The sequence below is a fragment of the Microvirga sp. BSC39 genome (assembly GCF_000739015.1).
Classification (GTDB): Bacteria; Pseudomonadota; Alphaproteobacteria; order Rhizobiales; family Beijerinckiaceae; genus Microvirga.
In genome coordinates this window covers 44,409-68,709 of the sequence record NZ_JPUG01000062.1, presented here as the reverse complement: position 1 = coordinate 68,709, position 24,301 = coordinate 44,409, and the positions used below count along the sequence as shown (strand labels likewise).

General features: G+C 66.4%; 20 protein-coding genes. 13 read left to right on the top strand and 7 right to left on the bottom strand.

The features are described from left to right. The first annotated feature begins 26 nt into the window (after nt 1-26). Nucleotides 27-1,208 carry an MFS transporter gene (locus MA07_RS11580; RefSeq protein ID WP_036350684.1) on the top strand — a complete coding sequence of 394 codons (1,182 nt, stop codon included), beginning with the start codon at nt 27-29 and terminating at the stop codon, nt 1,206-1,208. On the opposite strand, the gene dgcA is transcribed toward MA07_RS11580, so the two are convergent. Next, nucleotides 1,178-2,161, bottom strand: a complete 984-nt coding sequence (gene dgcA / locus MA07_RS11575) for an N-acetyl-D-Glu racemase DgcA (protein WP_036350683.1) — start codon at nt 2,159-2,161, stop codon at nt 1,178-1,180. The two genes, MA07_RS11580 and dgcA, sit on opposite strands and share 31 nt — an antisense overlap. Before the next feature lie 141 nt (nt 2,162-2,302). Here dgcA and MA07_RS11570 point away from each other — a divergent pair, with 141 nt between their 5' ends. Genes MA07_RS11570 through MA07_RS11555 form a run of 4 tightly spaced genes read left to right on the top strand, consistent with a single transcriptional unit; the run spans nt 2,303 to nt 6,487 of the window. Then, nucleotides 2,303-3,412, top strand: a complete 1,110-nt coding sequence (locus MA07_RS11570) for an ABC transporter permease (RefSeq protein WP_052003137.1) — start codon at nt 2,303-2,305, stop codon at nt 3,410-3,412. A 4-nt stretch (nt 3,413-3,416) separates the two neighbouring features. Further along, entirely contained in the window at nt 3,417-4,217 is an 801-nt protein-coding gene (locus MA07_RS11565; protein ID WP_200879363.1) for an ABC transporter ATP-binding protein, read from the top strand. 8 nt (nt 4,218-4,225) lie between these two features. Next, entirely contained in the window at nt 4,226-5,803 is a 1,578-nt protein-coding gene (locus MA07_RS11560) for an MCE family protein (RefSeq protein WP_036350682.1), read from the top strand. 24 nt (nt 5,804-5,827) lie between these two features. Continuing rightward, nucleotides 5,828-6,487 (top strand): ABC-type transport auxiliary lipoprotein family protein, encoded by a 660-nt coding sequence (locus MA07_RS11555; protein WP_244445237.1) that lies wholly within the window; start codon nt 5,828-5,830, stop codon nt 6,485-6,487. 310 nt (nt 6,488-6,797) lie between these two features. Here the strand turns inward: MA07_RS11555 and MA07_RS11545 are convergent, their stop codons facing one another. Next, nucleotides 6,798-11,612, bottom strand: a complete 4,815-nt coding sequence (locus tag MA07_RS11545) for a hypothetical protein (RefSeq protein ID WP_036350679.1) — start codon at nt 11,610-11,612, stop codon at nt 6,798-6,800. A gap of 317 nt (nt 11,613-11,929) precedes the next feature. Here MA07_RS11545 and MA07_RS11540 point away from each other — a divergent pair, with 317 nt between their 5' ends. Both MA07_RS11540 and MA07_RS11535 read left to right on the top strand, forming a co-directional pair. After that, nucleotides 11,930-12,250 (top strand): 2Fe-2S iron-sulfur cluster-binding protein, encoded by a 321-nt coding sequence (locus MA07_RS11540; RefSeq protein ID WP_036350677.1) that lies wholly within the window; start codon nt 11,930-11,932, stop codon nt 12,248-12,250. Between the two features lie 15 nt (nt 12,251-12,265). Next, on the top strand, nt 12,266-12,691 hold the full coding sequence (locus MA07_RS11535; protein ID WP_036350676.1) for a universal stress protein: 426 nt from the start codon (nt 12,266-12,268) through the stop codon (nt 12,689-12,691). A gap of 119 nt (nt 12,692-12,810) precedes the next feature. Here MA07_RS11535 and MA07_RS11530 read toward each other — a convergent pair whose 3' ends face one another. The 4 genes from MA07_RS11530 to MA07_RS11515 form a co-directional block, all read right to left on the bottom strand. Next, nucleotides 12,811-13,380, bottom strand: a complete 570-nt coding sequence (locus MA07_RS11530) for a hypothetical protein (RefSeq protein ID WP_036350674.1) — start codon at nt 13,378-13,380, stop codon at nt 12,811-12,813. 61 nt (nt 13,381-13,441) lie between these two features. Continuing rightward, complete coding sequence (locus MA07_RS11525; protein ID WP_036350672.1) at nt 13,442-14,617, bottom strand: VWA domain-containing protein; 1,176 nt, start codon at nt 14,615-14,617, stop codon at nt 13,442-13,444. Nucleotides 14,618-14,681: 64 nt separating this feature from the next. Further along, nucleotides 14,682-16,475 (bottom strand): cation:proton antiporter, encoded by a 1,794-nt coding sequence (locus MA07_RS11520; RefSeq protein WP_036350670.1) that lies wholly within the window; start codon nt 16,473-16,475, stop codon nt 14,682-14,684. A gap of 221 nt (nt 16,476-16,696) precedes the next feature. Then, complete coding sequence (locus MA07_RS11515; protein WP_036350668.1) at nt 16,697-17,983, bottom strand: cystathionine gamma-synthase family protein; 1,287 nt, start codon at nt 17,981-17,983, stop codon at nt 16,697-16,699. 102 nt (nt 17,984-18,085) lie between these two features. Here MA07_RS11515 and MA07_RS11510 point away from each other — a divergent pair, with 102 nt between their 5' ends. Then, on the top strand, nt 18,086-18,934 hold the full coding sequence (locus tag MA07_RS11510) for a MoxR family ATPase (RefSeq protein WP_036350667.1): 849 nt from the start codon (nt 18,086-18,088) through the stop codon (nt 18,932-18,934). Continuing rightward, the gene (locus MA07_RS11505; protein ID WP_036350664.1) at nt 18,934-19,458 is read left to right on the top strand and encodes a histidine phosphatase family protein; all 525 of its coding nucleotides are present in this window, start codon (nt 18,934-18,936) and stop codon (nt 19,456-19,458) included. The genes MA07_RS11510 and MA07_RS11505 overlap by 1 nt, the downstream gene beginning before the upstream one ends. On the opposite strand, the gene MA07_RS11500 is transcribed toward MA07_RS11505, so the two are convergent. Beyond that, complete coding sequence (locus tag MA07_RS11500; RefSeq protein WP_036350662.1) at nt 19,455-19,970, bottom strand: GNAT family N-acetyltransferase; 516 nt, start codon at nt 19,968-19,970, stop codon at nt 19,455-19,457. The two genes, MA07_RS11505 and MA07_RS11500, sit on opposite strands and share 4 nt — an antisense overlap. Before the next feature lie 149 nt (nt 19,971-20,119). Here MA07_RS11500 and MA07_RS11495 point away from each other — a divergent pair, with 149 nt between their 5' ends. From MA07_RS11495 to dksA, 4 genes are all read left to right on the top strand, one after another. Further along, complete coding sequence (locus MA07_RS11495; protein WP_152568835.1) at nt 20,120-21,193, top strand: hypothetical protein; 1,074 nt, start codon at nt 20,120-20,122, stop codon at nt 21,191-21,193. A gap of 68 nt (nt 21,194-21,261) precedes the next feature. Then, entirely contained in the window at nt 21,262-22,710 is a 1,449-nt protein-coding gene (locus MA07_RS11490; RefSeq protein ID WP_036350660.1) for a YcjX family protein, read from the top strand. Next, complete coding sequence (locus MA07_RS11485; RefSeq protein WP_036350658.1) at nt 22,707-23,693, top strand: TIGR01620 family protein; 987 nt, start codon at nt 22,707-22,709, stop codon at nt 23,691-23,693. The genes MA07_RS11490 and MA07_RS11485 overlap by 4 nt, the downstream gene beginning before the upstream one ends. 151 nt (nt 23,694-23,844) lie before the next feature. Further along, a complete protein-coding gene (gene dksA, locus MA07_RS11480; RefSeq protein ID WP_036350657.1) occupies nt 23,845-24,264 on the top strand; it encodes an RNA polymerase-binding protein DksA in 420 nt (139 codons plus the stop codon). Nucleotides 24,265-24,301 lie beyond the last annotated feature (37 nt).

Below are 24,301 nucleotides of genomic sequence, written 5' to 3'. Positions count from 1 at the left end.
TCTGGCCCCGGAAGACCCTGCCCGCGATGCGTCCGCTCACTGCTCTCGAACTTCGGCTGGGCGCCCTCCAGGCCGCCAGCTTCACCAGTCATGGGATGTACCTGCCGTTCTTCCCGCTCTGGCTGCAGAGCAAGTACCTGTCTCCCACGCTGATCGGGTTCGTGGTTGCCATTCCCATCGTCGTGCGCATCCTGGCGACCGCGCCGCTCATGAGCCTCGCGGATCGCTCCCTCGGGGCGCGGCGGCTTCTCCTGGCAAGCCACCTGGGCCAGCTGATCGGCTTTCCCTTGTTCCTGCTCAGCGACAGCAGCATCGCGATCATCGCTCTCGTGGCCCTCGTGGCCGTTGCGCAGTCCTGCATCATCCCCGGCAACGACCTCGTCTCCACCAATGCGGTCCAGAAGCATCCCGGCTTGAACTACGGCCGGATCAGGGGCGCCGGCTCGGTGGCCTTCTTCATAACCAACATCGTCGGCGGCTATCTGGTGGGGGCGTTCGGGGCGGATGCCGTGATCGTTGCCCTGATGCTCATCCCGGTCCTGGGCATCGTCGCCACCCTCATGGTGGTTCCTCAGGACGTCCCCGAGGCCTCAGCCGAGGATGAGCCCGAGAAGGATCGGACGCCTCCGAGGCTGTCGACAATCCTCTGGATCGTGCTGCTCGCCGGGGCCATGACCCAGGGCAGTCATGGCGCACTCAACGCTTTCGCCAGCATCTACTGGCGCTCCATCGGCTTCTCCGATGAGATCATCGGCTATTTCTGGGCCGCGGGCGTGATCACCGAAATCCTGGTTTTCATCTTCCTCGGCCGGGCGGTCGGGCGCGGATCGGGCGTGGGGCTCATCCTGATCGGATCGGCCGCGGCGGCGATCCGCTTCACGATCATGTCCCTCCAGCCCGGCGTGGAGGTCATGTTCGTGCTCCAGGCCATGCACGCCCTGTCCTTCGCCGCCACCCATATCGGCACCATGGCGGCGTTGACGGCACTCGCGCCGATGCAGGCGAGGGGCAGGGCGCAGGGCATCTACGGGTCGCTTGCGGCCCTGACCACGGCCGCGTCCACCATGGTCAGCGGCCTGATCTACAGCGAGATGGGAGCAGGCGTGTTCGCCGCGATGGCACCCTTGGGGGGCATCGGGGTTCTGCTGATGCTGGTGGTTATCCGGATGCAGAAAGCTCAGCCCCAGAGGGCCGGCTCCGGCGGATAAACAATGCTGCCCTCGTAGCGCAGGCCGGGCTCCCGGTCCTTGGCCAGCAGGAGCGGGCCGTCCAGATCGACGAAGCGGGAGCGAGGCGCCAGCACCAGGGCCGGAGCCATGGCGAGCGACGTGCCGACCATGCAGCCGATCATGATGGAAAAGCCCTTGGCCTCCGCCGCATCAGCCAGGGCCAGGGCCTCCGTGAGGCCGCCGGTCTTGTCGAGCTTGATGTTGACGAGATCGTACAGCCCCACCAGCCGGTCAAGGCTCGCCCGGTCGTGCACGCTCTCGTCGGCCAGGATCGGCACGGGACGCGAGATCCGGCTTAAGTACCCGTCTTCCTTGGCCGGCAGGGGCTGCTCGACGAGGGCGTAGCCCGCCTCGGCGCAGGCCGCGAGGTGCTGCTCGATATTGGCTTCCGTCCAGCCCTCGTTGGCGTCGGCGATCAGAGTTGCCTGAGGAGCCGCCCCGCGCACGGCCTTGATCCGCGCGATGTCGCCGTCGGGAGCCCCGAACTTCACCTTCAGGATCGGCCGCTCTGCAGCCTTTGCGGCGGCCTCGGCCATGCCTTCGGGGGTGTCGAGGCTGATCGTGTAGGCGGTGGTCACCGGCGGCCATCGCGTCAGGCCGGCGGTCACATGGGCGCGGATGCCGGAACGCTTGGCGTCGAGGTCCCAGAGGGCGCAATCGACCGCGTTCCGGGCTGCACCGGCCGGCATCAGACTCTGGAGAGCTTCTCGGGTCAGGCCTGCTTCGATCTGCGAGCGGATGGCCTCGATGGCCGCCGCCACACCCTCGACCGTCTCACCGTAACGCGGATAGGGCACGCATTCCCCGTGCCCGACGGCTGCACCTTCGGTAATCGTTGCGGTGACCACGACCGCCTCGGTGCGGGAGCCCCGGGCGATGGTGAACTTACCGGCGATGGGGAAACGGTCGATGGAAACGGTGAGCTGACGCATTCTCGTGACTTCTCGTGATGACTCTTGGCTTCTCGTGATGAAGTTCGTCTCGACTTGTGGCGCAATGACACGCTATCACCAAGCGGAATCAATGCCGAAGGGATAATCGTGGCGCAGGGCACCCTGGCTCAAGGGCCGGACATGACGATCGACCGCGCAGGCGGGCAGACGGTTGTGCGTCTGTCCGGTCCCTGGACGGCGCCGCATGCCCAGCGGGTCGAGGCTCTTGTCGGCGAGATCGAGGCGGAAGCCGCCAGCTTCCCCGTTCTCTTCGATCTCAGCGGCGTCGAGCGGCTCGATACCCTCGGCGCCTGGACCCTCGACCGGACCCGCCATGAGCTGTCGGCCAGGGGGCAGGCGGATTTCGCCAATGCCTCGCCGGAGCAGAAGATCCTCCTGGAGGAGGCGGCCTACCGCGACTTCGAGGGCAAGCCGAAGCCCCGGCATGCCCGCTCGGTCGATTTCCTCGTCGATGTGGGCCAGAGCGTGGCCGGGGCCGGCAAGGATCTGGTCGGCGGTGTCGGGTTCTTGGGCGAACTCGTCTCCGCGATGGTGCGCGTGGTCATCCATCCCCGCCGCTTCCGGGGCGTCGCGGTGATCAACCAGCTGGAGCAGATCGCCTATCGCGGCGTGCCCATCATCGTGCTGATCTCGTTCCTGGTCGGCTGCATCGTGTCCCAGCAGGGTATCTTCCAGCTGATCAAGTTCGGCGCGACGCCCTTCGTCATCGACCTGATCGGCATCCTGGTCCTGCGAGAACTGGGCGTGCTCTTGACCTCCATCATGGTCGCGGGCCGGTCCGGCTCGGCGTTCACCGCCGAAATCGGCTCCATGAAGATGCGCGAGGAGATCGACGCCCTGCGGGTCATGGGGCTCGACCCCATCGAGGTCCTGATCGTCCCGAGAGTCCTGGCGCTGATCATCGGTCTGCCGCTCCTGACCTTCATCGCGTCCATCGCGGCCCTCGTGGGCGGCGGGTTGACCACCTGGGTCTATGGCGGCATCAGCCCCGACATCTTTCTCGACCGTCTCAGGGCCGCGGTGAGCCTGAACACCTTCCTGGTCGGCCTCATCAAGGCACCCTTCATGGCGGTGGTCATCGGGATCATCGCCACGCTGGAAGGTATGGCGGTCGCAGGCTCCGCCGAGTCCCTCGGACGCCACGTCACCTCCTCGGTGGTGAAGGCCATCTTCATGGTCATCGTCCTCGACGGCCTTTTTGCCATGTTCTTTGCAGCGATCAATTTCTGAGATGATGCTCGAGCGCCGCCACCCCGAACCGACGAAGAACCGCGAGGTGATCATCCGCGCCCGCGGCGTGGAGGTCGGCTTCGGGGAAAAGACCATCCTCAAGGGGCTCGACCTCGATGTGTATCGCGGCGAGATCCTGGGGTTCGTCGGAGGCTCCGGCCAGGGCAAGTCGGTCCTGACCCGCGCCATCCTCGGGCTCGTCTCCAAGCGCGCCGGCACCATCGAGGTGCTGGGCCAGAACCTCGACGAGCTGTCCTCGGACGAGCGCCGGCAGCTGGAGCGCCACTGGGGCGTGCTGTTCCAGCAGGGCGCCCTCTTCTCGGCGCTCACCGTAAAGCAGAACATTCAGGTGCCGATGCGCGAATATCTGCGCCTGTCGGACCGGCTGCTCGACGAGCTGGCCATGCTCAAGATCGAGATGGTGGGCCTGAACCCGGATGCCGCCGACAAGCTGCCCTCCGAGCTGTCGGGCGGCATGATCAAGCGCGCGGCGCTGGCCCGGGCGCTGGCCCTCGATCCGGAAATCGTCTTCCTCGACGAGCCGACCTCCGGCCTCGACCCCATCGGCGCCGGCGAGTTCGACGACCTCATTGCGACGTTACAGCGGACTTTAGGGCTGACCGTATTCATGGTAACCCATGACCTGGACAGCCTTTACTCGGTCTGCGACCGGATAGCGGCTTTGGGCGAGGGAAAGATCCTTGCGGAGGGTCCCATCGAGGCGATGCTGGCCTCGGACCATCCGTGGCTTCGCTCTTATTTTCATGGGAAACGGGCACGCGCGGTCATGACCGGCGGCGCGTAAGGGTAACGATGGAAACGCGTGCAAATTACGCCTTGATCGGTCTCTTCACCCTGGCGGTGATCGCGGCGGCCTTCGGATTCGTCTATTGGTTCTCCGGTGGCGAGCGCGGCCAGGCGCGCCAGGCGATCCGCATCGTGTTTTCCGGCTCCGTCTCGGGTCTTTCACAGGGATCGAGCGTGTCCTTCAACGGCCTGCGGGTCGGCGAGGTGTCGACCCTGGAGCTCCTGCCGGAGGATCCGCGCCGGGTGGTGGCCATCGCGTCCGTCAACAGCAGCACGCCGATCCGGGCCGACACCCGCGCCCGCCTTGAATACCAGGGCCTGACCGGCGTTGCGAATGTGGGCCTGACCGGCGGCGAGGCGGGAGCGCCTCCGCTGGTCGCCGGCCCCGGCCAGCCCATGCCAACGATCTTCGCCGACCGCTCCGACTTCCAGGACCTCATCGAGAGCGCCCGCAACATCGCCCGCCGGGCCGATGATGTGCTGGAGCGCGTGGGCCGGGTCGTGACCGACAACGAAGGCTCCATCAGCCGGACGATTCAGAACGTGGAGCGCTTCTCTCAGGCTCTGGGCGAGAATGCGGAGGGCATCGACCGCTTCCTGGCCCAGGTGGGACAGGCGGCCGAGAAGGTCGGTCCCCTGGCCGAGAAGCTCGAGACGCTCGCCACCAACGTGGACGAGGTAGTGCGCGCGGTCGATCCGCAGCGTGTGACGCGCATCGTCGAGAATGTGGAAGGCTTCACCGTGGCTCTGGGCGAGAGCCGGCAGGCGGTCGAGAACACCCTGCGCAATGCCGACAGCCTTGTCGCTCGCCTCAATGAGACCGCGCCCAAGCTCGACAGCGCTGTGGGCGACATTTCGAACATCGCCAAGGCCGTCGACCCGGCTAAGGTCGGACGTACAGTCGACAAGGTCGAGGAGCTGGCGAGCTCCATCGATGGGCAGCGCGTCTCCCGCATCGTCGAGAATACGGACAACTTCACGAGGGCTCTCGGGGAGAACCGCGAGACAATCAATAATGCCCTCCGGGATGCCGCAAGCCTGATCGCGTCTCTCAACGTCACCGCGCCCAAGCTGGACAGGGCCGTGGGTGAGATCGCCGAACTCGCCCAGGCTGTCGACCCGGCCAAGGTCGGGCGCACCGTCGACAACATCGACACGTTCACCCAGACCCTGAGCCGCCGCAGCCCTGACGTGGACAAGGCGATCCAGGAGGCGCGCTCGATCACCGAGAAGCTGAACAAGTCGGCTAACCGCATCGACGGTGTTCTGGCCGGAGCCGAGAAGTTCCTCGGGTCTGCCTCTGGGGAATCTGGCAAGGGTGCCTTCGACGAAATCCGTGCCGCTGCTGTTTCCGTGCGGGAGCTTGCCAACGACCTCAACGCCCGGACCGAAGGCATCCAGGGCGTTCTCTCCGGTGTTGGCCGCTTCACGGATTCGGGCCTGCGGGAATACGAGGCGCTGGCCGTCGAGGGGCGCCGGACGCTGGGGGATATCAGCCGCGCGGTGCGCAGCATCGAGCGTAATCCACAGCAGTTTCTTTTCGGTGGCCGTTCGAACCTCCCCGAGTACAATGGACGCCGTTAAGTAACCAGTATGCGTGGATCCTCCGTGGTAACTCCCCAGACTGATCGAGCCTGCCTGCTCCGGCGTCTTGCCCCGGTGGCGCTGCTGGCTGCCCTGACAGGCGCCTGCTCGTCGGCGCCCGCGCCCGCAACCTTCGATCTCTCGGCGCCGTCCGCCCGGATCCGGGGGGCTGCCGGCGTTCAGGTTCTGGTGAACGAGCCTGCGGCCCTGCAGCAGCTCTCGACCCAGCAGATTCTGGTGAAGGATGCCAGCGGCTCCGTGTCGTTCATCGGAGGAGGGCAGTGGGCCGACAATCTGCCCCGCCTGGTTCAGACCCGGCTGATCAATACCTTCGAGAATTCCTCCCAGTTGCGGGGGGTCTCCCGCCCGAGCAGCGGGGCGGTGGCGGACGTCCAACTCGTGTCCGAGCTGCGGCGCTTCGAGATTGCGACGCCGGACAACCAGGCGGTCGCCGAGATTTCCGTGAAGATCGTCAGCGACCGGGACGGACGCATCGTCAATGGCCGGATCTTCCGCGCCAATATTCCCGCCAGCACCGTCGACGCCCCGAATGCGGCCCGCGCCCTCGACGAGGCGCTCTCGGTCGTCATGCTCGACATCGTCCGCTGGGTCAGCGGCAGCCAGCTGCCGCGCCGCGAGGACCCGGGCACCGCCGCGGCGGGTGAAGACCGGACACCGGCTTAAAGAGCCGGCCAATTCACCATCTGTAGTTCCAATAGATCGTCATGCCCGGGCTTGTCCCGGGCATCCACGTTTTTATGGCGCAGCGGTTCAATGACGTGGATGGCCGCAACAAGTGCGGCCATCCCGGAGAGGATGTCATCCCCGGCGAGCGGAGCGAGGGAAGGGGATCCATGGCGCCGCGTGTGCAAGTGGATTCCCTTCCCCTCCGCTGACGCTCCGGCCGGGAATGACACTCTCCTGTCAGGCAGGCTAACCAACAAAAAACGCGGCCCGGAGGCCGCGTTTTCGTGTTCAGTCGAGAGGAGACGGCTCAGTCGAACCGGCCGCTCGCATGGGCCAGCATGGTGTAGACCTTGCCGGTCTCGGACGTGAGATAGGTCTTGGTCAGCATGGAGTCGCGGTCGTCGCGGGAGACCTCGGCGAGCAGGCGCTCGAACTCTTCCACGTACCGGTCCACCGTCTGCCGGAACTCGTCGTCACGGCCGTACTTCCGGCGGATCTCCTCGAAGGTCTGCTGACCTTGCAGGGTGTAGAGCCGGCGGGTGAACACGTTGCTCTCGCCGCGGCGGTAGCGGTCCCACAGCTCCACGGCCGCGTCGTGATCGATCATGCGGGCGATATCGACCGAGATCGAGTCGAGCGACTCGAGGCTGTTGGTGCGCGTGCGGTCGGGACGACCTGCATTGCCGCGGGCCGGCTCCACCGTGTCCTCGCGGGAGGCGCGGTTCAGGAGGTCCGACAGCCAGCCGCCACGGGCACCGGCCTCAGGGGCGGGGGCCTCCTGACGACGGGGAGCCGGACGCTCGGCCGCAGGCTGAACCTGGCGCACAGGCGCAGGAGCCGGGGCGGGCGCAGGCTTCGGTTCCGCCTGACGCGCCACCGGTGCCGGAGCAGGGGCGGGCGTCGGAGCAGGGGCCGGAGTCTGGGCGATGCGCTGCTCGACCGCGGCGGCAACCGCCGCCATGGTCGCGGCCACCGGGGTCTCGTTGACGGCTGCCTTGCGCGGCTGGGCTGCGGGAGCCGCATCGACCAAGCGGTTCGAGCGGGACACAAGAGCCGACAGCTCGTTCAGGGCCTTGATCTGGTCGGCGACCACGCGGCGCATGTTGGCGGTCGTCTCCTGGGTCTCCTGCGGCAGCTCGACGACACCGCGGCGGAGTTCGGCCCGGGTGGCCTCCAACTCGCGCTGGATGTTGCCCGTCATGCCGCGCAGCTCGCCCATGGCATCGCGGAACTTCGCGGTGGCGTTGCCCAGGGCTTCGGCCATCTCGGCCGTTGCCTGCTCGTAGCTGGCGCGCAGGGCCTCCGCGGTCCGCTCGCTCTCTTGGCCGGTGGTGGCGCGGATGCGCTCGAACTGCTCGCCGATGGCGGCCGTGGTGGTGTCAGCGGCCGAGGACAGGACCGAGCCGATCTGGCGCGCCTTGTCTTCGGCGTTCTGGAGGGAGCCCTCCAGAAGGGTGGTGAAGGAACGGGTGACGGATTCGAGATCCTGCGAGCGCTCGCCGATCCGGGTCAGGAGCTCGTCGAGGGCCTGCTGGCGGCTGGAGAGCGCCTCGTTCATGCGCGCTTCCACGCGCTCCAGGGCGCTCGCCGCCTCCGTGAGGGTGCGCATCTGCTCGCCCGTGGTGCTGGTGAGCGCCTGTCCGCGCTCCTCGAGGCTGCGGGCCAGCTCCAGGGCCTGCTGGATCGCGCCGGACGACACGTTGCGCAGTTCGTCGACCTGCTCGGCCACCTGGTCGGAGGCGCGGCCGGTCTGGGTGGCGATCTCCGACAGGAGCGTCTCGATGTGCTGGACGCGTCCGGCCAGCCCGTCCTCGACAGCCCCGAGATTGTTGCTGGCGGATGCCGCCACCTGCTGGAGCATGCGGTTGGCGTCGGTCAGGCGGCCCAGCACGTCGGTGAGCTCGCCGCGCAGGCGCTCGTTCGCGCCGGTGAGGGCCTCCACGGTCTGCTCGGTGCCTTCGGTGAGCGAGGCGCGGACGGCCTCGGTCGATTGCAGGTACGACGCCGTGAGCTCCATCGTGCGCTCCTGGAGCGACAAGAGGAGGGTGCTGCTGCGGTCCTGCAGGCTCTCGATGACGGCGTTGCTGCGCTCTTCGAGGTTGCGCAGGGTCGTGTCGCTGATGGCCGCGACCTCGCGGCCGATGACTTCACCACGGCTGCCCAGGCTCTCGACGAGAGAGGCGCCCTGCGTGTCGAAGATCGAGCGGATCTCGCCGATGCGGCCGGCAAGCGAGCCGAGAACGGCCTGGCCGCGCTCGTCGATGGTCTCGGCAACGCCGGTCAGGCGATTGACGACGCCGTCCTCGAGCATGGTGACACTCTGGTTGAGAGCGGCGGCAAGCTCCTCGGTGCGGCTGCCCAGGGTCGCGGCGATCTCTTCCGCGCGGCTGCCCAGGGTCTGGTTGATCTCGAAGGCACGGGTTCCGAGAGTCTCGGAAATCTCGTCGGCGCGGCTGCCGAGCACCTCGTTGATCGCGGCGATCCGGCTGTCGAGGGACAGGCCGATCTGCTCGGCCCTGGAGGACAGCGTGTCGGCGATGGCGTTGGTCTTGGCCGTGATCGCCTGGCTGATCTCGTCCACGCGTGTTTGAAGGGCCGTGGCCACGTCGCGGCCGCCCTCGGCCATGACACGGGCCATTTCCCCGGTGCGCACCACGAGAGCCTCGTTGAGGGCCGTGGAACGAGCGCCGAGCACGCTGTCGACCCGCTCGACAATGCTGTCGAAGTTGGCCGTGATCTCGGTGGTGCGGCGAGAGGCATGCTCCTCGAGGGCCGAAAGCTGCGTCTCGATGGCGGTGGTCGCCTCGCGGGCACGCTCGGTGAAGGACTCGGCCACGGTGCGGCTCTGCACGGTGATCAGGCGGTCCATCTCTTCGAGGCGGCCAGTGATGGTCTCCGTCATGCTGCCCACATCGCGGGAGATGCGCTCGGCCACTTCGCTGCCGCGGGTGGTGACGTCCTCCAGGGCCGTGAGACGGGCCACGAGGGTCTCTTCCATCTCGCGGGTGCGGGTGTCGACGGTGGTGGACAGGGCCTCGGCCGTGCGGTTGAGAGCCTCGTTGACGCGCGAGCCCTGACTGGCGATGGCGAGCACGATGTCCTTGGCCGTGCTGGCGAGGCGGGTCTGCGCGTCGTCGGTATGGAGGGACAGGGTGTCGGAGAACTCCTGGCCGCGGGTCTCAAAGGCGGAGCGGAATTCCTCGACCTGGGTTCCCATGAGGGTCGACAGGCGCTCGCCGGCCTGGGTGAGGCTGGTCTCGAGGGCCTGACCCTGGACGGTGACGGATTCGCTGACGCGCAGGCTGGCGCTCTCCAGGCGGCTGGCGAGATCCTCGACACGGGTGCCGATGGACTCGTCGGCGAGACGCACGGCGCCCTCAAGGTGCTCGCGCACCTCGGTGCCGCGCTGGCTGATCTCGCGGGTGACGTCGCCCGCCGTGGCTGCCAGGCTCTCGCGGAACTCGTTGCCGCGCAGCACGATCTCGTCGACAACGCCGGTGCCGGTGCTGGCGAGCTGCTCGCGCAGGGAGCTGCCGCGGGTTGCAAGCTCTTCGATGAGGGAGGAGGCCGTGACGGCAAATTCCTCGCGCACGGTGCTGCTGCTGGTGGTGAGGGCCTCAACCAGGGTGGCGCCGGTCTCGGAGAGCTGCTCGCGCATCTGGGTGCCGCGGGTCACGATCTCCTCGCTCACGGAGGTGCCGGCGGCCGCGATCTGGTCGCGCATCTCGGCGGTGCGGGCGGAGATGTCGTCGGCGATCACGCCGCCGGTGGCCGCGAGCTTCTCGGTGATCTCGGCTCCGCGCTGGGTGAAGCTGTCCTCCAGGGTGCGGGCCGTCTGCTCGAAGGCCTCGCGCACGTCGTTGCCCTGCTGGGCGAGGGCGTCGATCACGCCACGGCCGGTCTCGGCCAGGGTGCGGGTCACCTGGCTCGCGCCTTCCTGCAGGTGGCGGGTCAGCAGGTCGCCGGTGCGCTCGAAGGCGCCGGTGATGTCCTGGGCCTTGCTCTCGAGGGCGGTCGTGATGGTGACGCCCACCTCCGAGATGCCGTTCTTGATCTCGTCGCTGGAGCCGGCAAGGCGATCGACCAGCTCGACGCCGCGGCTGGCCATCTCCTCGACGACACGCTCGCCGGCGCGGCCGAGAGCCTGGGTGATGTGATCGCCCTGCTTCTCAAGCGAGGCGGTGACCTTGTCGCCCGCGCCGCTGACGGCGGACACGACACGCTCGCTGGCGCCGTCGAGGTCCTGGATCAGGTTCTGGTGCACGCCGGTGATCGAGCCGCGCACGCGCTCCGCATTCGACACGATGGCCTCGCGCTGCGCCACCAGCTCGTCGATGAGGGAGCGGATGCGAATCTCATTGTCGGAATAGGCGCGCTCGAGGGTCGAGATTTCGCTGCGCACGAGGGTTTCGAGTTCGCCGGCGCGGGCGAGCGCCCGCTCGACGCCGTCGCCCACGGCCGCCACTTCACGGCGCACCGCCTGCGAGACGGAGAGGACCGCGTCGGTGGAGAAGTTCTCAGGCTGGGCAAGGCGCGCGGCTACTTCGCCGACTGCGCGGGCCACCAGCTTCATCTCCTGCGAGCGGACGGTCAGCATGGCGGCGATGAAGAACAGGAAGATCGGAGCCACAAGCCCCACGGCGCCGAGCGCCAGCTGGGACGGCGAGAACGTGGCGAGCAGCTGCTCAGGCGTGGTGATGCCCTGGGTGTAGACGAGGGCGCCGATGCCGCCGAGCCAGAGCAGAGACAGGAGGGTAGCCATCCAGTAGGCCCGGCGGGAGGGGCGAACCTGAAGGGCCTGCAGCATCACGCCGACATTCTGGCGGTCGTCGTTGGCCACCGCATTCCGGTCAGGGGCGACGAAACCGGAGCGGGCCATGTTGTCGAGCCGAGGATCATGGTCATCGGCGTGCGCGGAGAGGGAGTCCGACCCAAGGCCGAAAGGGCCCCTGGTGAAGTCGTGATCGTCGATGTCGGGCAGCTTGGGATCGTCGCCGAAGGGCTTGTCACCCTGCCGGGACGGGGTGTGGATCACGAAAGTCTCGTCAAGGTTCAGTGCCTGCTCCACAGCCGTCAGGGCTGCTTCAGCCGGGTCCTTCATCTTCTTGTTCTCGGTCGCCATGATCCGCCCTCGTGACGCAACTGAATGATTCTGAAGCCGCACTCTGTTCACGAAAAGCAAGGTGAATGCATGGCCTCAGCCGCTACGGACGACCCTTGGAGGGACTTCCGCACGGTAATCTGTCATTTACCAAGCAAGTCTAGCGGCCGATCTGAAACAAGGAAACCGGATGTCCCCTGCCACTTGCGAACGTCGTTAACGGCTTAGTAACCTGCACTACGGGGTACAATGCGGCAAAAAGACGGCATGCATCGGGCCTGTCTCTCGTCTTCCGGTGCGGTCTGTCATAAGTATGCGCCGACAAGCAGAGGTCCGCAATGATCCAGATCACGTTCATCGATACTGAGGGCACTTCCCGCACCGTTGAGGCGGAGGAGGGGGCAACCGTCATGGAGACGGCCATCCGCAACGGCGTTCCCGGCATCGAAGCCGAGTGCGGCGGGGCCTGTTCCTGCGCCACATGTCATGTCTATGTCGCTGAAGAATGGGAGGCTGCCACGGGCCAGCCCCAGCCCATGGAGGAGGACATGCTCGACTTCGCCTTCGACGTGCGCCCCAACTCGCGGCTCTCGTGCCAGATCCGTGTGCGGCCGGAGCTCGACGGCCTCGTCGTTCACACCCCCACGCGCCAAGGCTGACCCGGAGGCTGATCCATGTTCAAGACGATTCTGGTTCCCGTCGATCTCGGCGAGGTGGAAGCAGCCAAGCCCGCTATCGACAAGGCGGTCGAACTCGCCAATGGCTCGGGTGGCTCCCTGCGGCTGATTTACGTGCGGGCCATCGTTCCGGTGACCTACATGGAGTTCATGCCCCCGGCCTTCGATGAGGAGCAGCAGGGACAGGCAGACGCCAAGCTCGCCGAGGTAGCGTCCGGGGTCGCGCTGCCGGCCGAGCGTGTCTCCACTGTCGTTCGTCTCGGTTCCGTCTATGCCGAGGTTTTGGACGAGGCCGAGCAAACCGGTGCCGACCTCATCGTGGTTGGCTCCCACCGGCCCACCATGGCGACCTACCTGCTGGGATCCAACGCCTCGACCATCGTGCGCCACGCCCGGTGCTCGGTGCTGGTGGTGAGGGCTTAGTTCCATTGCTCAGCCGTCATGGCCGGGCTTGTCTCGGCCATCCACGTTCTAACAGACGCAAAGACGTGGATGCCCGCAACAAGTGCGGGCATGACGGCGAAGAATGATGTGCCAAACCACTAAGACGCCTTCGGCAGCAGCTCTTCCGGCAGCGCCTCCGTGCGGAACGGACGGGGCTTGTTGAGCCGGATCATCGGCTCGATCTGCCAATAGCCGACGATGGCAAGAAGAATCCCCAGCAGCGCCACGGAGGTCGCCCCCATCTGGAACGCCTGCCAGACCAGATAGGCCATGGCCAGGAGAGACGCGAGGGCGAGGCCCGAGGTCGGCAGCCACAGGCCCATGGGCTTGCCGGCCACGAACCGGGCCTGCGGATTGGCCCGGAGGATGGCCTCGCACAGGGCCTTCACGAAAGCGCGGTATTCCCTTGTCATCTCCTGAGCCTCCACGAGGCTCTTCCAGTCGAGGGAGTTGAAGGTGAAGGACTTGCCGTCCTTCATGATCACCTTCGTGCGGAATGATTTCTGGGCCAGCCGACCGGGCTCGAAGGTCATGCGCACGGTGTCCACCGCGCCGAGCTGGACCTCATGCACCTTGCGCCCCGAATCCACCGTGAGCCTGTCGCCCTTGAGGGTGAAGGAGATCGGTCCGCTGAAGGGCTTGGGGCTGTGGCTGTAGGTCTGGGTCATGAGGCTTCTTACCGATGCATCATCTTTTCGGCAAACCGGTTCCCATTGTGCCGGATGATGCTCATCGTACAAGTTCGCGCATCGCGTGATCGATGCCTTCGAGATTGAGCGGGTACATGCGCTCACCGAAGGTCTGCCGGATCAGATTGATCGATTGCGTGTAGCCCCAATGCGGCTGCGGCACCGGGTTCAGCCACACGGCCTTGGGAAAATGATCGAGGATGCGCCGCAACCAAGCCTGTCCCGATTCCTCGTTCCAGTGCTCCACGGAGCCGCCGGGATGGGTGACCTCGTAGGGGCTCATGGAAGCGTCGCCGACGAAGACCACGCGATAATCCGACGGGTAGGTGCGGATCACGTCGAGGGTGGGGATCTTCTCGTCGAAGCGCCGGCGGTTCTCCTTCCACACGTTCTCGTAGACGCAGTTGTGGAAGTAGAAGTGCTCGAAGTGCTTGAACTCGAGGCGCGCCGCCGAGAACAGCTCCTCGGCGATCTCGATGTGCCAGTCCATGGAGCCGCCCACATCGAGGAAGAGCAGCACCTTCACGGCATTGCGGCGCTCGGGCCGCAGGCGCACATCGAGATAGCCCTTGTGGGCGGTCTCGTGGATGGTCTCGTCGAGGTCGAGCTCCTCCGCCGAGCCGGTGCGGGCGAAGCGGCGCAGGCGCCTGAGCGCAATGCGCATGTTGCGCACGCCCAACTCGACGCTGTCGTCGAAATCCTTGAACTCGCGCTTGTCCCACACCTTCACGGCGCGGAAGTTGCGGTTCTTGTCCTGGCCGATGCGCACGCCTTCCGGGTTGTAGCCGTAGGCGCCATAGGGGGAGGTGCCGGCGGTGCCGATCCACTTGTTGCCGCCCTGGTGCCGGCCCTTCTGCTCCTCCAGGCGTTTTTTGAGGTTCTCCCAGAGCTTGCCCCAGCCCATGGCCTCGATCTGGCGCTTCTCCTCGTCGGTGAGGTAGCGCTCCGCGAGCTTGCGCAGCCATTCCTCGGGGATCCCGGTCTCCTCGACCGCGCGGCCCATGCTCTCCAGGCCCTTGAACACGTGTGCGAAGACCCGGTCGAACTTGTCGAAGTGCCGCTCGTCCTTCACCAGGCAGGCGCGGGCAAGATAGTAGAACTCCTCCACGCTCTTGTCGGCGAGGTCCCGGTCGAGCGCCTCCAGCAGGGCCAGGTACTCCCGAAAGGAGACCGGCACCTTGGCCGCGCGCAGCTCTGTGAAGAAGGTCAGGAACATCCGGCCAATGTCGGGCAATGGCCCGTGAGGTCAAGCGCCAATCGGCCGTGCCGGGCCGAAGCCCTCACTTGCCGATGGTCCGCCGCGCCCGGAACTCGATGCGGTCGGGCTTGCGGGTGTTCTTCGCTTTGAGAACCTCCCGGAACTCGTCCCGCCGCTCGTGAATCGAGGCGATCACGAGCCCCATGGGCACGCCGATATCCGCCAGCACCGCCTCGCTCAGCTGCAGGGAGGCCTCGATGGTCTCCGGCACCGCATCGTCCACGCCCATGTCGTAGAGCTGGGCCGCATGTTTGTCGTCGCGGGCGCGGGACACGATGGTGATGTCGGTCCGCTCCTGCCGGGCCGCTGCAACGACTGCCCCGATGGAGCTTGGCGTGTCCAGAGTGATGACGAGGGCCCGGGCCTGCTCGATGCCGCAGGCGCGCAGGAACTCCGGGTAGGAGCCGTCGCCGAAGTAGACCGGCTTGCCGGCCCTGCGCTGCTCCGCGACCCGGGCCGGATCCATGTCGATGGCGAGATAGGGCACCTTGTGACGCCGGAGCATGTCGCCCACGAGTTGCCCGACGCGGCCATAGCCGGCGACGATGACGCGGCCCGGCTCCTCCGGCGGAGGCGGAACGGCAGCGGCCGGGTCCGTAGGGCGCTTCTTTTCGAGCCGTCGGCTCAGGCGGCGCGCCAGGCGGGCGAGAAACGGGATGGCGATCATGGTGAGCGTCGTCACGAGCAGGAGATTCTGCCCAATCCCATCGGGAACGAGCCCCGCCGCCATGGCGCTGCCGAGGATGACCAGGGCGAACTCGCCGCCCGGACCCAGGAGCAGGGCCGTCTCCGCCGCCTCCGCCGCATTGAGGCCGAACGGCCGGCTCAGCCAATAGATGATCACGCTCTTGATGGCGATCAGGAAGGTCGCCACGGCCAGGATCGTCAGCGGCGTCTCGAGAAACTGGAAGACGTCGAGGCTCATCCCCACCGACACGAAGAAGACGCCGAGCAGCAGGCCCTTGAAGGGCTGGATGGTGGTGTCGACGGCGCGGCGGTATTCGGTCTCCGACAGGAGAATGCCGGCGATGAAGGCACCGAGCGCCATGGACAGCCCGCTCACGGCGGCAATGAGACTGGTGACCATGACCACCAGCAGGCAGGCCGCCATGAAGAGTTCCGGGCTCCTGGTCGCCGTGACCATCTGGAAGAACGGGCGCAGGACCAGGCGCCCGATACCCACGATGACGGCAAGTGCCAGGGCGGCCTGGCCGAGGGCGATCAGGAACGAGAAGATCGTCACCTCGGGCAGGCGCGCGTCCAGGGCCGCGATGGTGAACAGGATCGGGGCGACCGCGAGATCCTGAAACAGGAGCGCGGAGAAGGTGGCGCGTCCCGATGTGGTGTTGAGCCGCTTCTGCTCCGCCAGGACGGGCAGGACGATGGCCGTCGACGAGAGGGCGAACGCAATTCCGATGAGAGCGGCTGCCGTGATGGTGTCGACGACCTTATAGGCGAAAAGCCCGACGGCGATGGTGCAGAGAAGAACCTGCAGGCTGCCGAAGCCGAAGACGAGACGGCGCAGGATGCGCAGGCGCTGCCAAGACAGCTCGATGCCGATGGTGAAGAGCAGGAATACGACGCCGAACTCGGCGAGCCGGGATGTGCCTTCCGGGTTGGTGAAGGTGAGCCAGTCGACCCAGGGATACTGGGGGATAAGACGCCCAAGCCCATAGGGCCCCAGCAACGCGCCGGCCGCCAGGAACCCCAGCACCGGGCTGATTCTCAGCCGATGAAACAGGGGGACGACGATGCCTGCCGTTGCCAGAAAAAGAATGGGTTCCTGATAGGCGTGCAGGTCTATCGCAGCGGCCATTGCTTCCTTCCGATCGAGGATATTGTCGTTCTAGCCGCGAGGGATGCGCAAGAGGTTAATGCCGCTTGAACTGGAATGGCGGGCGCGACAAGAAGGCATGGAGCGGTCTGCCCACGCGTCATCCCGGACGCCGTCAGGCGATCCGGGATCGTTGTCAGGATCAGGCGCTCTTAATCGTCATGCGATCCGGGGCCGCGTGGCCCCGGGATGACGCGTCGAGCTTACCCCAGCGTGGACAGTGCCTGCGCCAGGTCGGCCACCAGATCGTCCGGGTGCTCGATGCCGATGGAGACGCGGATGGTCGCGTCGCTAACGCCGAGGCGGTCGCGGGTTTCCTTCGGCACGCCGGAATGGGTGGTGGAGGCCGGGTGCGAGATCAGCGACTCGGTGCCGCCCAGGCTGACCGCCAGCTTGAACACCTGGAGCGCGTTGAGCACCCGGAAGGCCTCCGCCTCGCCGCCCTTCACGTCGAACGAGAAGGTGGAGCCGGGGGCGTCGCACTGCTCCTCATAGACCTGACGGGCGCGGGAGCCCTCGGGCAGGTAGGCGAGGTGATGGACCTTCGCCACGCTCGGGTGCTCGTGCAGGAACTGGGCCACGATCTCCCCGTTGCGGTTCGCCGCGTTCATGCGAAGCGCCAGGGTCTCCAGGGAGCGGCCGAGCATCCAGCAGGAATGCGGATCGAGCTGGGTGCCGATGGAGGAGCGCAGCAGGCGCACCGTCTTCATCATCTCCTTGGAGCCGAGCGCCGCGCCGGCGATCAGGTCCGAATGGCCGCCCACGTACTTCGTCAGCGAATAGACCGAGATGTCGGCGCCGTTCTTCAGCGGCTTCTGGAAGACCGGCCCGAGCAGGGTGTTGTCGCACACGATCACCGGGCGTTGCCCCTGGGCGGCGCCGATCTCGTCCGCGACCGTGCGGATGAGGGCGATGTCCACGAGGGTGTTCATGGGGTTGGACGGGGTCTCGATCTTGATCACGCAAACGCGGCCCTTAGCCATCGCCTCCTTGGCGGCGGCCCGGATGCCCGCCTCGTCGACGCCGTCGCCGAAGCCGACGGCTTCGATGCCCATGTTGGCGAGTGTCTTGGCGATCAGGGTCTCGGTGCCGCCATAGAGGGGCTGCGAGTGCAGGATCACGTCGCCTGGGCGGGCGAAGGCCAGGATCGTGGTGGCGATGGCCGACATGCCGGAGGAGAACAAGAGGCCGGCCTCCGCCTCCTCGAAGATGGCGAGCCGGTCTTCGACGATCTCGGAATTCGGGTGGTTGAAGCGGGAATAGACGAGACCCGCGGCCTCTCCTTTCGGTGGCTCCCGGCGGCCCGCCACGTAGTCGAAGAACTCCTTGCCGTGCTCGGCGCTGTTGAACACGAAGGTGGAGGTCAGGAAGACCGGAGGCTTTACCGCGCCTTCCGACAGGGTCGGGTCATAGCCGTAGCCGAGCATCAGTGTCTCGGGCTTCAGCTTATGATTGCCGATTCGGTCCTTGTGATAGCGGTTTGCAGCCATAGGTCATGTCTCCCATTTGTTTGTCATGGGCTTAACCTATGAAGGCGATTGCCGAAAGGCGGGGGCAGGACTTAGGGTCTGATAAAAGCGAGGAAGAGTGGAATGGCGCGTTTTGCCGGAACCGAATCGTATGTGGCCACGGAAGACCTCACGGTCGCCGTGAATGCGGCCATCACCCTGGAGCGTCCGCTCCTGGTGAAGGGAGAGCCTGGCACAGGCAAGTCGGTCCTGGCGGAGGAGATCGCCCGCTCCCTGAACGCCCCGCTGATCACCTGGCACATCAAGTCCACCACCAAGGCCCAGCAGGGGCTCTACGAATACGATGCGGTCTCCCGCCTGCGGGACAGCCAGCTCGGCGACCCGCGCGTCTCGGAGATCCGCAACTACATCAAGCGCGGCAAGCTGTGGGAGGCCTTTGCCTCGGACGAGCGGCCGGTGCTGCTCATCGACGAGATCGACAAGGCCGATATCGAGTTCCCGAACGACCTGCTGCTCGAACTCGACCGCATGGAGTTCTTCGTCTACGAGACCGGCGAGACGATCAAAGCCGCCCGGCGTCCCATCGTGATCATCACGTCCAACAACGAGAAGGAGCTGCCGGACGCTTTCCTGCGCCGCTGCTTCTTCCACTACATCAAGTTCCCGGATGCTGAGACCATGTCCCGGATCGTCGAGGTGCATTACCCCGGCATCAAGCACCGGATGGTCGAGGAAGCGTTGAAAATCTTCTTCGATGTCAGGGACGTTCCAGGCCTCCGAAAGAAGCCGTCCACATCGGAACTGCTCGACTGGCTCAAGCTCCTGCTCTCGGAGGATATCGGCCCCGAAAACTTACGCGAGCGCGACACCCGCAAGCTCATCCCGCCGCTCCATGGGGCGCTGCTCAAGAACGAGCAGGATGTGAGCCTGTTCGAGAAGCTTGCCTTCATCGCCAGACGGGAGGGGCGCTGATGCTTCGCCTTCTGCTCCTCCGACACGCCAAGGCCGCCTGGCCGCCCGGCATCCTCGACGTCGACCGGCCTCTCGCAGCGCGAGGTCAGGAGGCGTCCCTCGTCATGGGCAACTACCTGAAGAGGGAGCGGCTCGATCCCGATCTCGCCATCGTCTCCTCGGCCCGGCGCACGCAGGAGACCTGGGAGCGGGTCCAGCCCATTCTCTGTGACATCGAGATGCGTCCGGACGGGCGGATCTACGAAGCACCCGTCGGGCGCCTGCTGGAGGTGGTGCGCGAAGTAGAGCCTGCGACTGGCACCCTTCTGCTCATCGGCCACAATCCCGGCTTCGAGGAACTGGCCAAGCACCTCATCGGCGAGGGCGATATGGACGGCATCCTGCGGCTCGGCCAGAAATATCCGTCCGCCGGCCTCGCCGTCATCGATTTCGATCTGGAGAGCTGGGGCGATGTCGCTCAGAAGACCGGTCGGCTCGAGCGGTTCGTGACCCCGAAATTCCTAGGGAACGGCGAGGACGATTAGGCATCTCCAGGCTGCGGCAGGTCGAGGTACAGCAGTTCCTCGTCATAGAACGTGTCGCCGACCCGCAGGGCCTTGGGCTGGATCCCATAGGGCTTGAAGCCGAGCCCGTGATAGGTGCGCCGGGCGCCATCATTCGCGAGCCCGACCGTCGCCTCCAGCATGATCACATGCCGGGAGGCGTGGTCGATCATGCTCCGGACCAGCCTTTTGCCCACTTGGTGTCCGCGCCATTCCGCCTTCACGTAGACGCCCCATAGAACGCCCTTGTGACGGGCCTTCATCCGGTCGTGGACGGCAAAGCCCGCCATGCCGACGAGAGCCCGATCGGCGAAGGCGCCGAAGACCGCATTCGGGCTTGCGGAGAGCCGCGCTCGCATCGTCTCGAGCGGTATCGACACGTCTTCCTCATAGCTCGCGCCGAAGGCCTCGGGCGCAACGGTCAGCGCTTCGAGGCGAAGGTTGCGAAACGCCTCAGCGTCCGCCGGTTCAAGGATCCGGATGGTGAAGGTCATGAATGCCTGTTGCCGGTGACAGCCATATTCGTGGAGCCCGCCACCCCGGCGGTCAAGGGAGGCAATTGAGGATGAACATATCCGCCCTACCATCGTTCTGCCTGAAACCCTCCTGATTGTTTCCGGCTAAAGCGGGGCTGATCCTCATCATGGTGCCTCAGACCTTTTATGCGCTCGTCCTTGCGGCTCGCGCGCTCCTGCCGGGCGAGTTCGGCTCCGGCGGCGATGCTTCGCAGCCTGAAGTGCAGGCTGTCGCGGCACGATACGAGCCCGAAAGCCGCGAGGTCACCAACTGGCGCTCCGAGGCCATGGATGCCCTGGAGCCGAAGCCCGTCGTGGTCATGGCCGCCCTGTTCCGGGCCGAGCGCCCCTTCGTCACCCGTTGCGTGAAGCTCAACAATTACTGGTGCATCAAGAGCGCGCGCTGGAACGGGGAGCTCGCCACCGACAGCGAGGGCCATGTGGGCTTCGTCTCGGCCGGCCACAGCGCCGATGCCGCCGCCAACCTGCTGCGTCGCTACTACTTGGAGTTCAACCGCAAATCCGCCCTCGACATCGTGCGCCGCTGGGCGCCGGCCGAGTGCAACGTGGCAACCGGCATCGGCGGTGTGGCAATGCTGGCCGTGAGGGGGATCGGCGGCACCGTCCGGGCTCAATACCTCGCCTCCCGCAGCAAAAAGGGCGGGGCGGTGCGCTACACCGCGAAGGCCGGTCCGGGCGGAAAGCCGGGCCGGGTCTCCATGGTGATCCCCATGGCCTCGAAGACACCGCAATACAGGGTGCCGAGCATCGCCACCGGCATGGGGGAGAAACCGAAGCCGGCCAAGCCTTCAGAACCTCTGGCAGCTGCCCGCCGCAAGCCAACGAGGGAGCCGGCCGCGACGGCATCTGCAGCACCGAAGCCCGCTCCGAAGGTCCAGGTGGCCGCTGCCTGTCCGTCGGAGGAGCAGCGGCACCGCAATTACGCGGGCCGCATGGTGGAGGGCTTGGGCCTGGGTCCAAGCGACGACCTGAAGCTTTTTGCGGATGACGGGACTCCTCTGCCCAACCTCTCCCACGTGATGCTCGCCATGTCGGCGTTCGAGCTGGGGGCCCTGCGCGCAAGTCCCGAACTCGTGGACGCTGCGATCGAGCGGGCAGTCATGAAAGTGCAGGAGAACGCCAAGGCGGCTGCGCTGAAGGCCGAGCCGTCCCGCCAGGATCTGCCGAACGCGGGGCGCTAGCGCGCCTTGCACGTTAGGATTTCAAGCCCCACCTACGAGCTTGGCTTGAGAGCATTGGGTTCATCTTCGTGTCCGTCATCACCGATCTTGCCTCCCGCGCCGGGTCTGCTGCGCAATCGCTCTGGGAGGCCTCCGGCCAGCTGGTCCAGCCCTCCCTTCGCCTCGGCGTCACAGGCCTTGCCCGCTCCGGCAAGACCGTCTTCACCACGGCTCTCGTGCATCATCTGACGCGGGGCACGAACTTGCCTGCCTTTCGGGCCTCCGCCGAAGGGCGCATCCGGCGGGCGCAGCTGGCGCATCAGCCGGACGATGCGATCCCTCGCTTCCCTTACGAGGAGCATATGGCGGCGCTCACCGAGAGCCGCCGCTGGCCGCAATCCACCAACCGCATCAGCGAGCTGAGGGTAGATGTGGAATACGAACGCAAGGCCGGATGGCGCACCGGACCGGCCTCGCTCGCCCTCGACATCGTGGATTATCCGGGGGAATGGCTGCTGGATCTCGCGCTCCTCGATGCGGGCTATTCGGAATGGTCGCGCCAGACCATCGAGTCGAGCCGCAAGCGCGATCGTGCGCCGGTGGCGGGCCGATGGCATGAGGCTTTGAAAACCCTCGATCCATCAGGCGCGTCCGACGAGATGCTCGCCTCGAAAGCAAGCGAGGCCTTCAAGGATTACCTCACGGCCCTGCGGGCGGGATCGGAAGCGGTGGCCACGACCCCGCCGGGACGGTTCCTCATGCCGGGCGATCTTGCGGGTTCTCCGGCGCTCACCTTCGCGCCGCTCGATCTGCCCGAAGGGCAGCCCATCGCGGCCGGGAGCTTCGCGGCCCTCATGGAGCGACGCTTCGAGGCCTACAAGACCCATGTGGTCCGGCCATTCTTTCGCGACCATTTCCAGCGCATCGACCGCCAGATCGTGCTGGTGGACGTATTGGCCGCCATCGATGCGGGGCCTGTCGCGCTCGCCGAGCTGGAGGAGGCGCTGGATCAGGTGCTCATGGCCTTTCGGACGGGGCGCAATACGCTTCTCTCCCGCCTGTTCTCTCCCCGGGCAGACCGGGTCCTGTTCGCGGCCACCAAGGCTGATCATATCCACCACACGGATCATGATCGGCTTGACGCCATCCTGCGCATGCTCGTGAACCGGGCCTCGCGGCGGACCGAGGCTGCCGGTGCGCGGGTGGGCACAGTGGCGCTCGCCTCCGTGCGCGCCACCCGGGAGACGACCATCCGCGAAGGGCGCGAGACCCTGCGGGCCGTCGCAGGTGTTCCGGAGGCGGGCGAGCGGGTCGGGGATGACCTCTTCGACGGCGAGGCGGAGGCCGCGATCTTTCCGGGCGAGCTGCCTGAGAGTGCCGAGGCGGTGTTCCATGGGGCGGTGCCGCCCGGCTCCTTCCGATTCCCGCGCTTCCGGCCGTCGAAGCTTCCTGTCGATGCGGCGGGCCGCATGGCCAGGATGCCCCATATCCGTCTCGACCGCGCCCTTGAATTCCTGCTGGGGGATCGCCTCGCATGAGCCGCCAACCTCGCGCCTATCGCCTCGACGACCCGAACATCACCGCCGGCGCCGTGCAGGTGACGGAGGAGCCCTTCGACGCCATTGAGGCGGCTGACGGCGTCGTGCTGCCCATGGGCAGCAAGCGCCGGGCGCCCTGGCTCGGCATTCTGCTGTCCGCGCTTTCGGGGCTTCTTCTGCTGGCCCTGGGGCTCGCGGTCGAGAACCTGATCGTCGATCTCTACCGCGTCGCGCCGTGGCTGGGCTGGGTGGCGCTTGCTCTTGCCGTGCTGGCCGTGCTGGCCTTCCTGGCCATCATCGGGCGGGAGGTGTCAGGGATCTGGCGCGAGCAGAAGATCGAGAACCTTCGCGAGGCGGCGGTCGATGCCCTGGCCGTCAAGGATCACAAGGCCGCAAAGAGCGTCGTGTCGGACCTTATCGGCCTTTACGGTGGCCGGGCCGCGGCCGCGCAGGGGAGCGCCCGCCTCAAGGGTCTCACCGACGAGATCATCGACGCGGACGACCGCCTCGCCATTGCGGAGCGCGAGCTGCTCGCGCCCCTCGACATGCAGGCCAAGCGCGCCATCGCCGGGGCGGCCAAGCAGGTCTCGCTCGTGACGGCGGTCAGCCCGCGGGCCATCGTCGATGTGGCCTTCGTAATCTTCGCGGCGGTGCGGCTCCTGCGGACCCTGGCCCGGATCTATGGCGGCCGACCCGGCTTCCTCGGCTTCCTGCGGCTCGCCAAGGCGGCCTTCAACCATCTTGCGGTCACGGGAGGCGTGGCGGTTGGCGACAGCCTCATGCAGCAGGTGCTGGGACTGGGGCTCGCGGCTCGCATTTCCGCCAAGCTTGGCGAGGGGGTGCTGAACGGGCTCATGACGGCCCGGTTCGGCCTGGCGGCCCTGTCCGTCTGCCGGCCGCTTCCCTTCATCCGCGAGGAGGCGCCCAAGATCGGCGATGTCGCCGGTGAGCTCATCAGCCGGGCGGAGGCGGCTGCCTCCTGATGGTGCGACATATCGTTCAGCTTGGGCCTGTCCAAGGCTCATAAGGGGTGCCGGAGCTCATTAGACAAATCGATGACGCTTAATCTCGTTGTCGCGGTCCCTCCTTGCCTATATAGGGGCGCCACGGTTCATCGGGGAAGAACGGCTGAACATGACAGATAGCGTGATTGATGAAGGCTACCGTCCGACAGAAGACGAGCCTTTCATGAATGAACGGCAGAGGGAGTATTTCAGGCGCAAGCTGATCCGCTGGAAGCACGACATCCTCAAAGAGGCTCAGGAAACCCTCGCGACGCTGCAGAGCGAGAACGAGAATCATCCTGACCTTGCGGATCGCGCCTCATCGGAAACGGACCGCGCCATCGAGCTTCGCGCCAGGGATCGTCAGCGCAAGCTGATCGCCAAGATCGACGCCGCGCTCGCGCGGATCGAGGACGGCTCTTACGGCTACTGCGAGGAGACGGGCGACCCGATCTCCCTCAAGCGCCTGGAGGCCCGCCCCATCGCGACGCTCTCCCTCGAAGCGCAGGAGCGCCACGAGCGCAACGAGCGGGTCTACCGGGACGACTGATCCGGTCCTGCCATACAGACGAAAAAAGGGCTCCGCC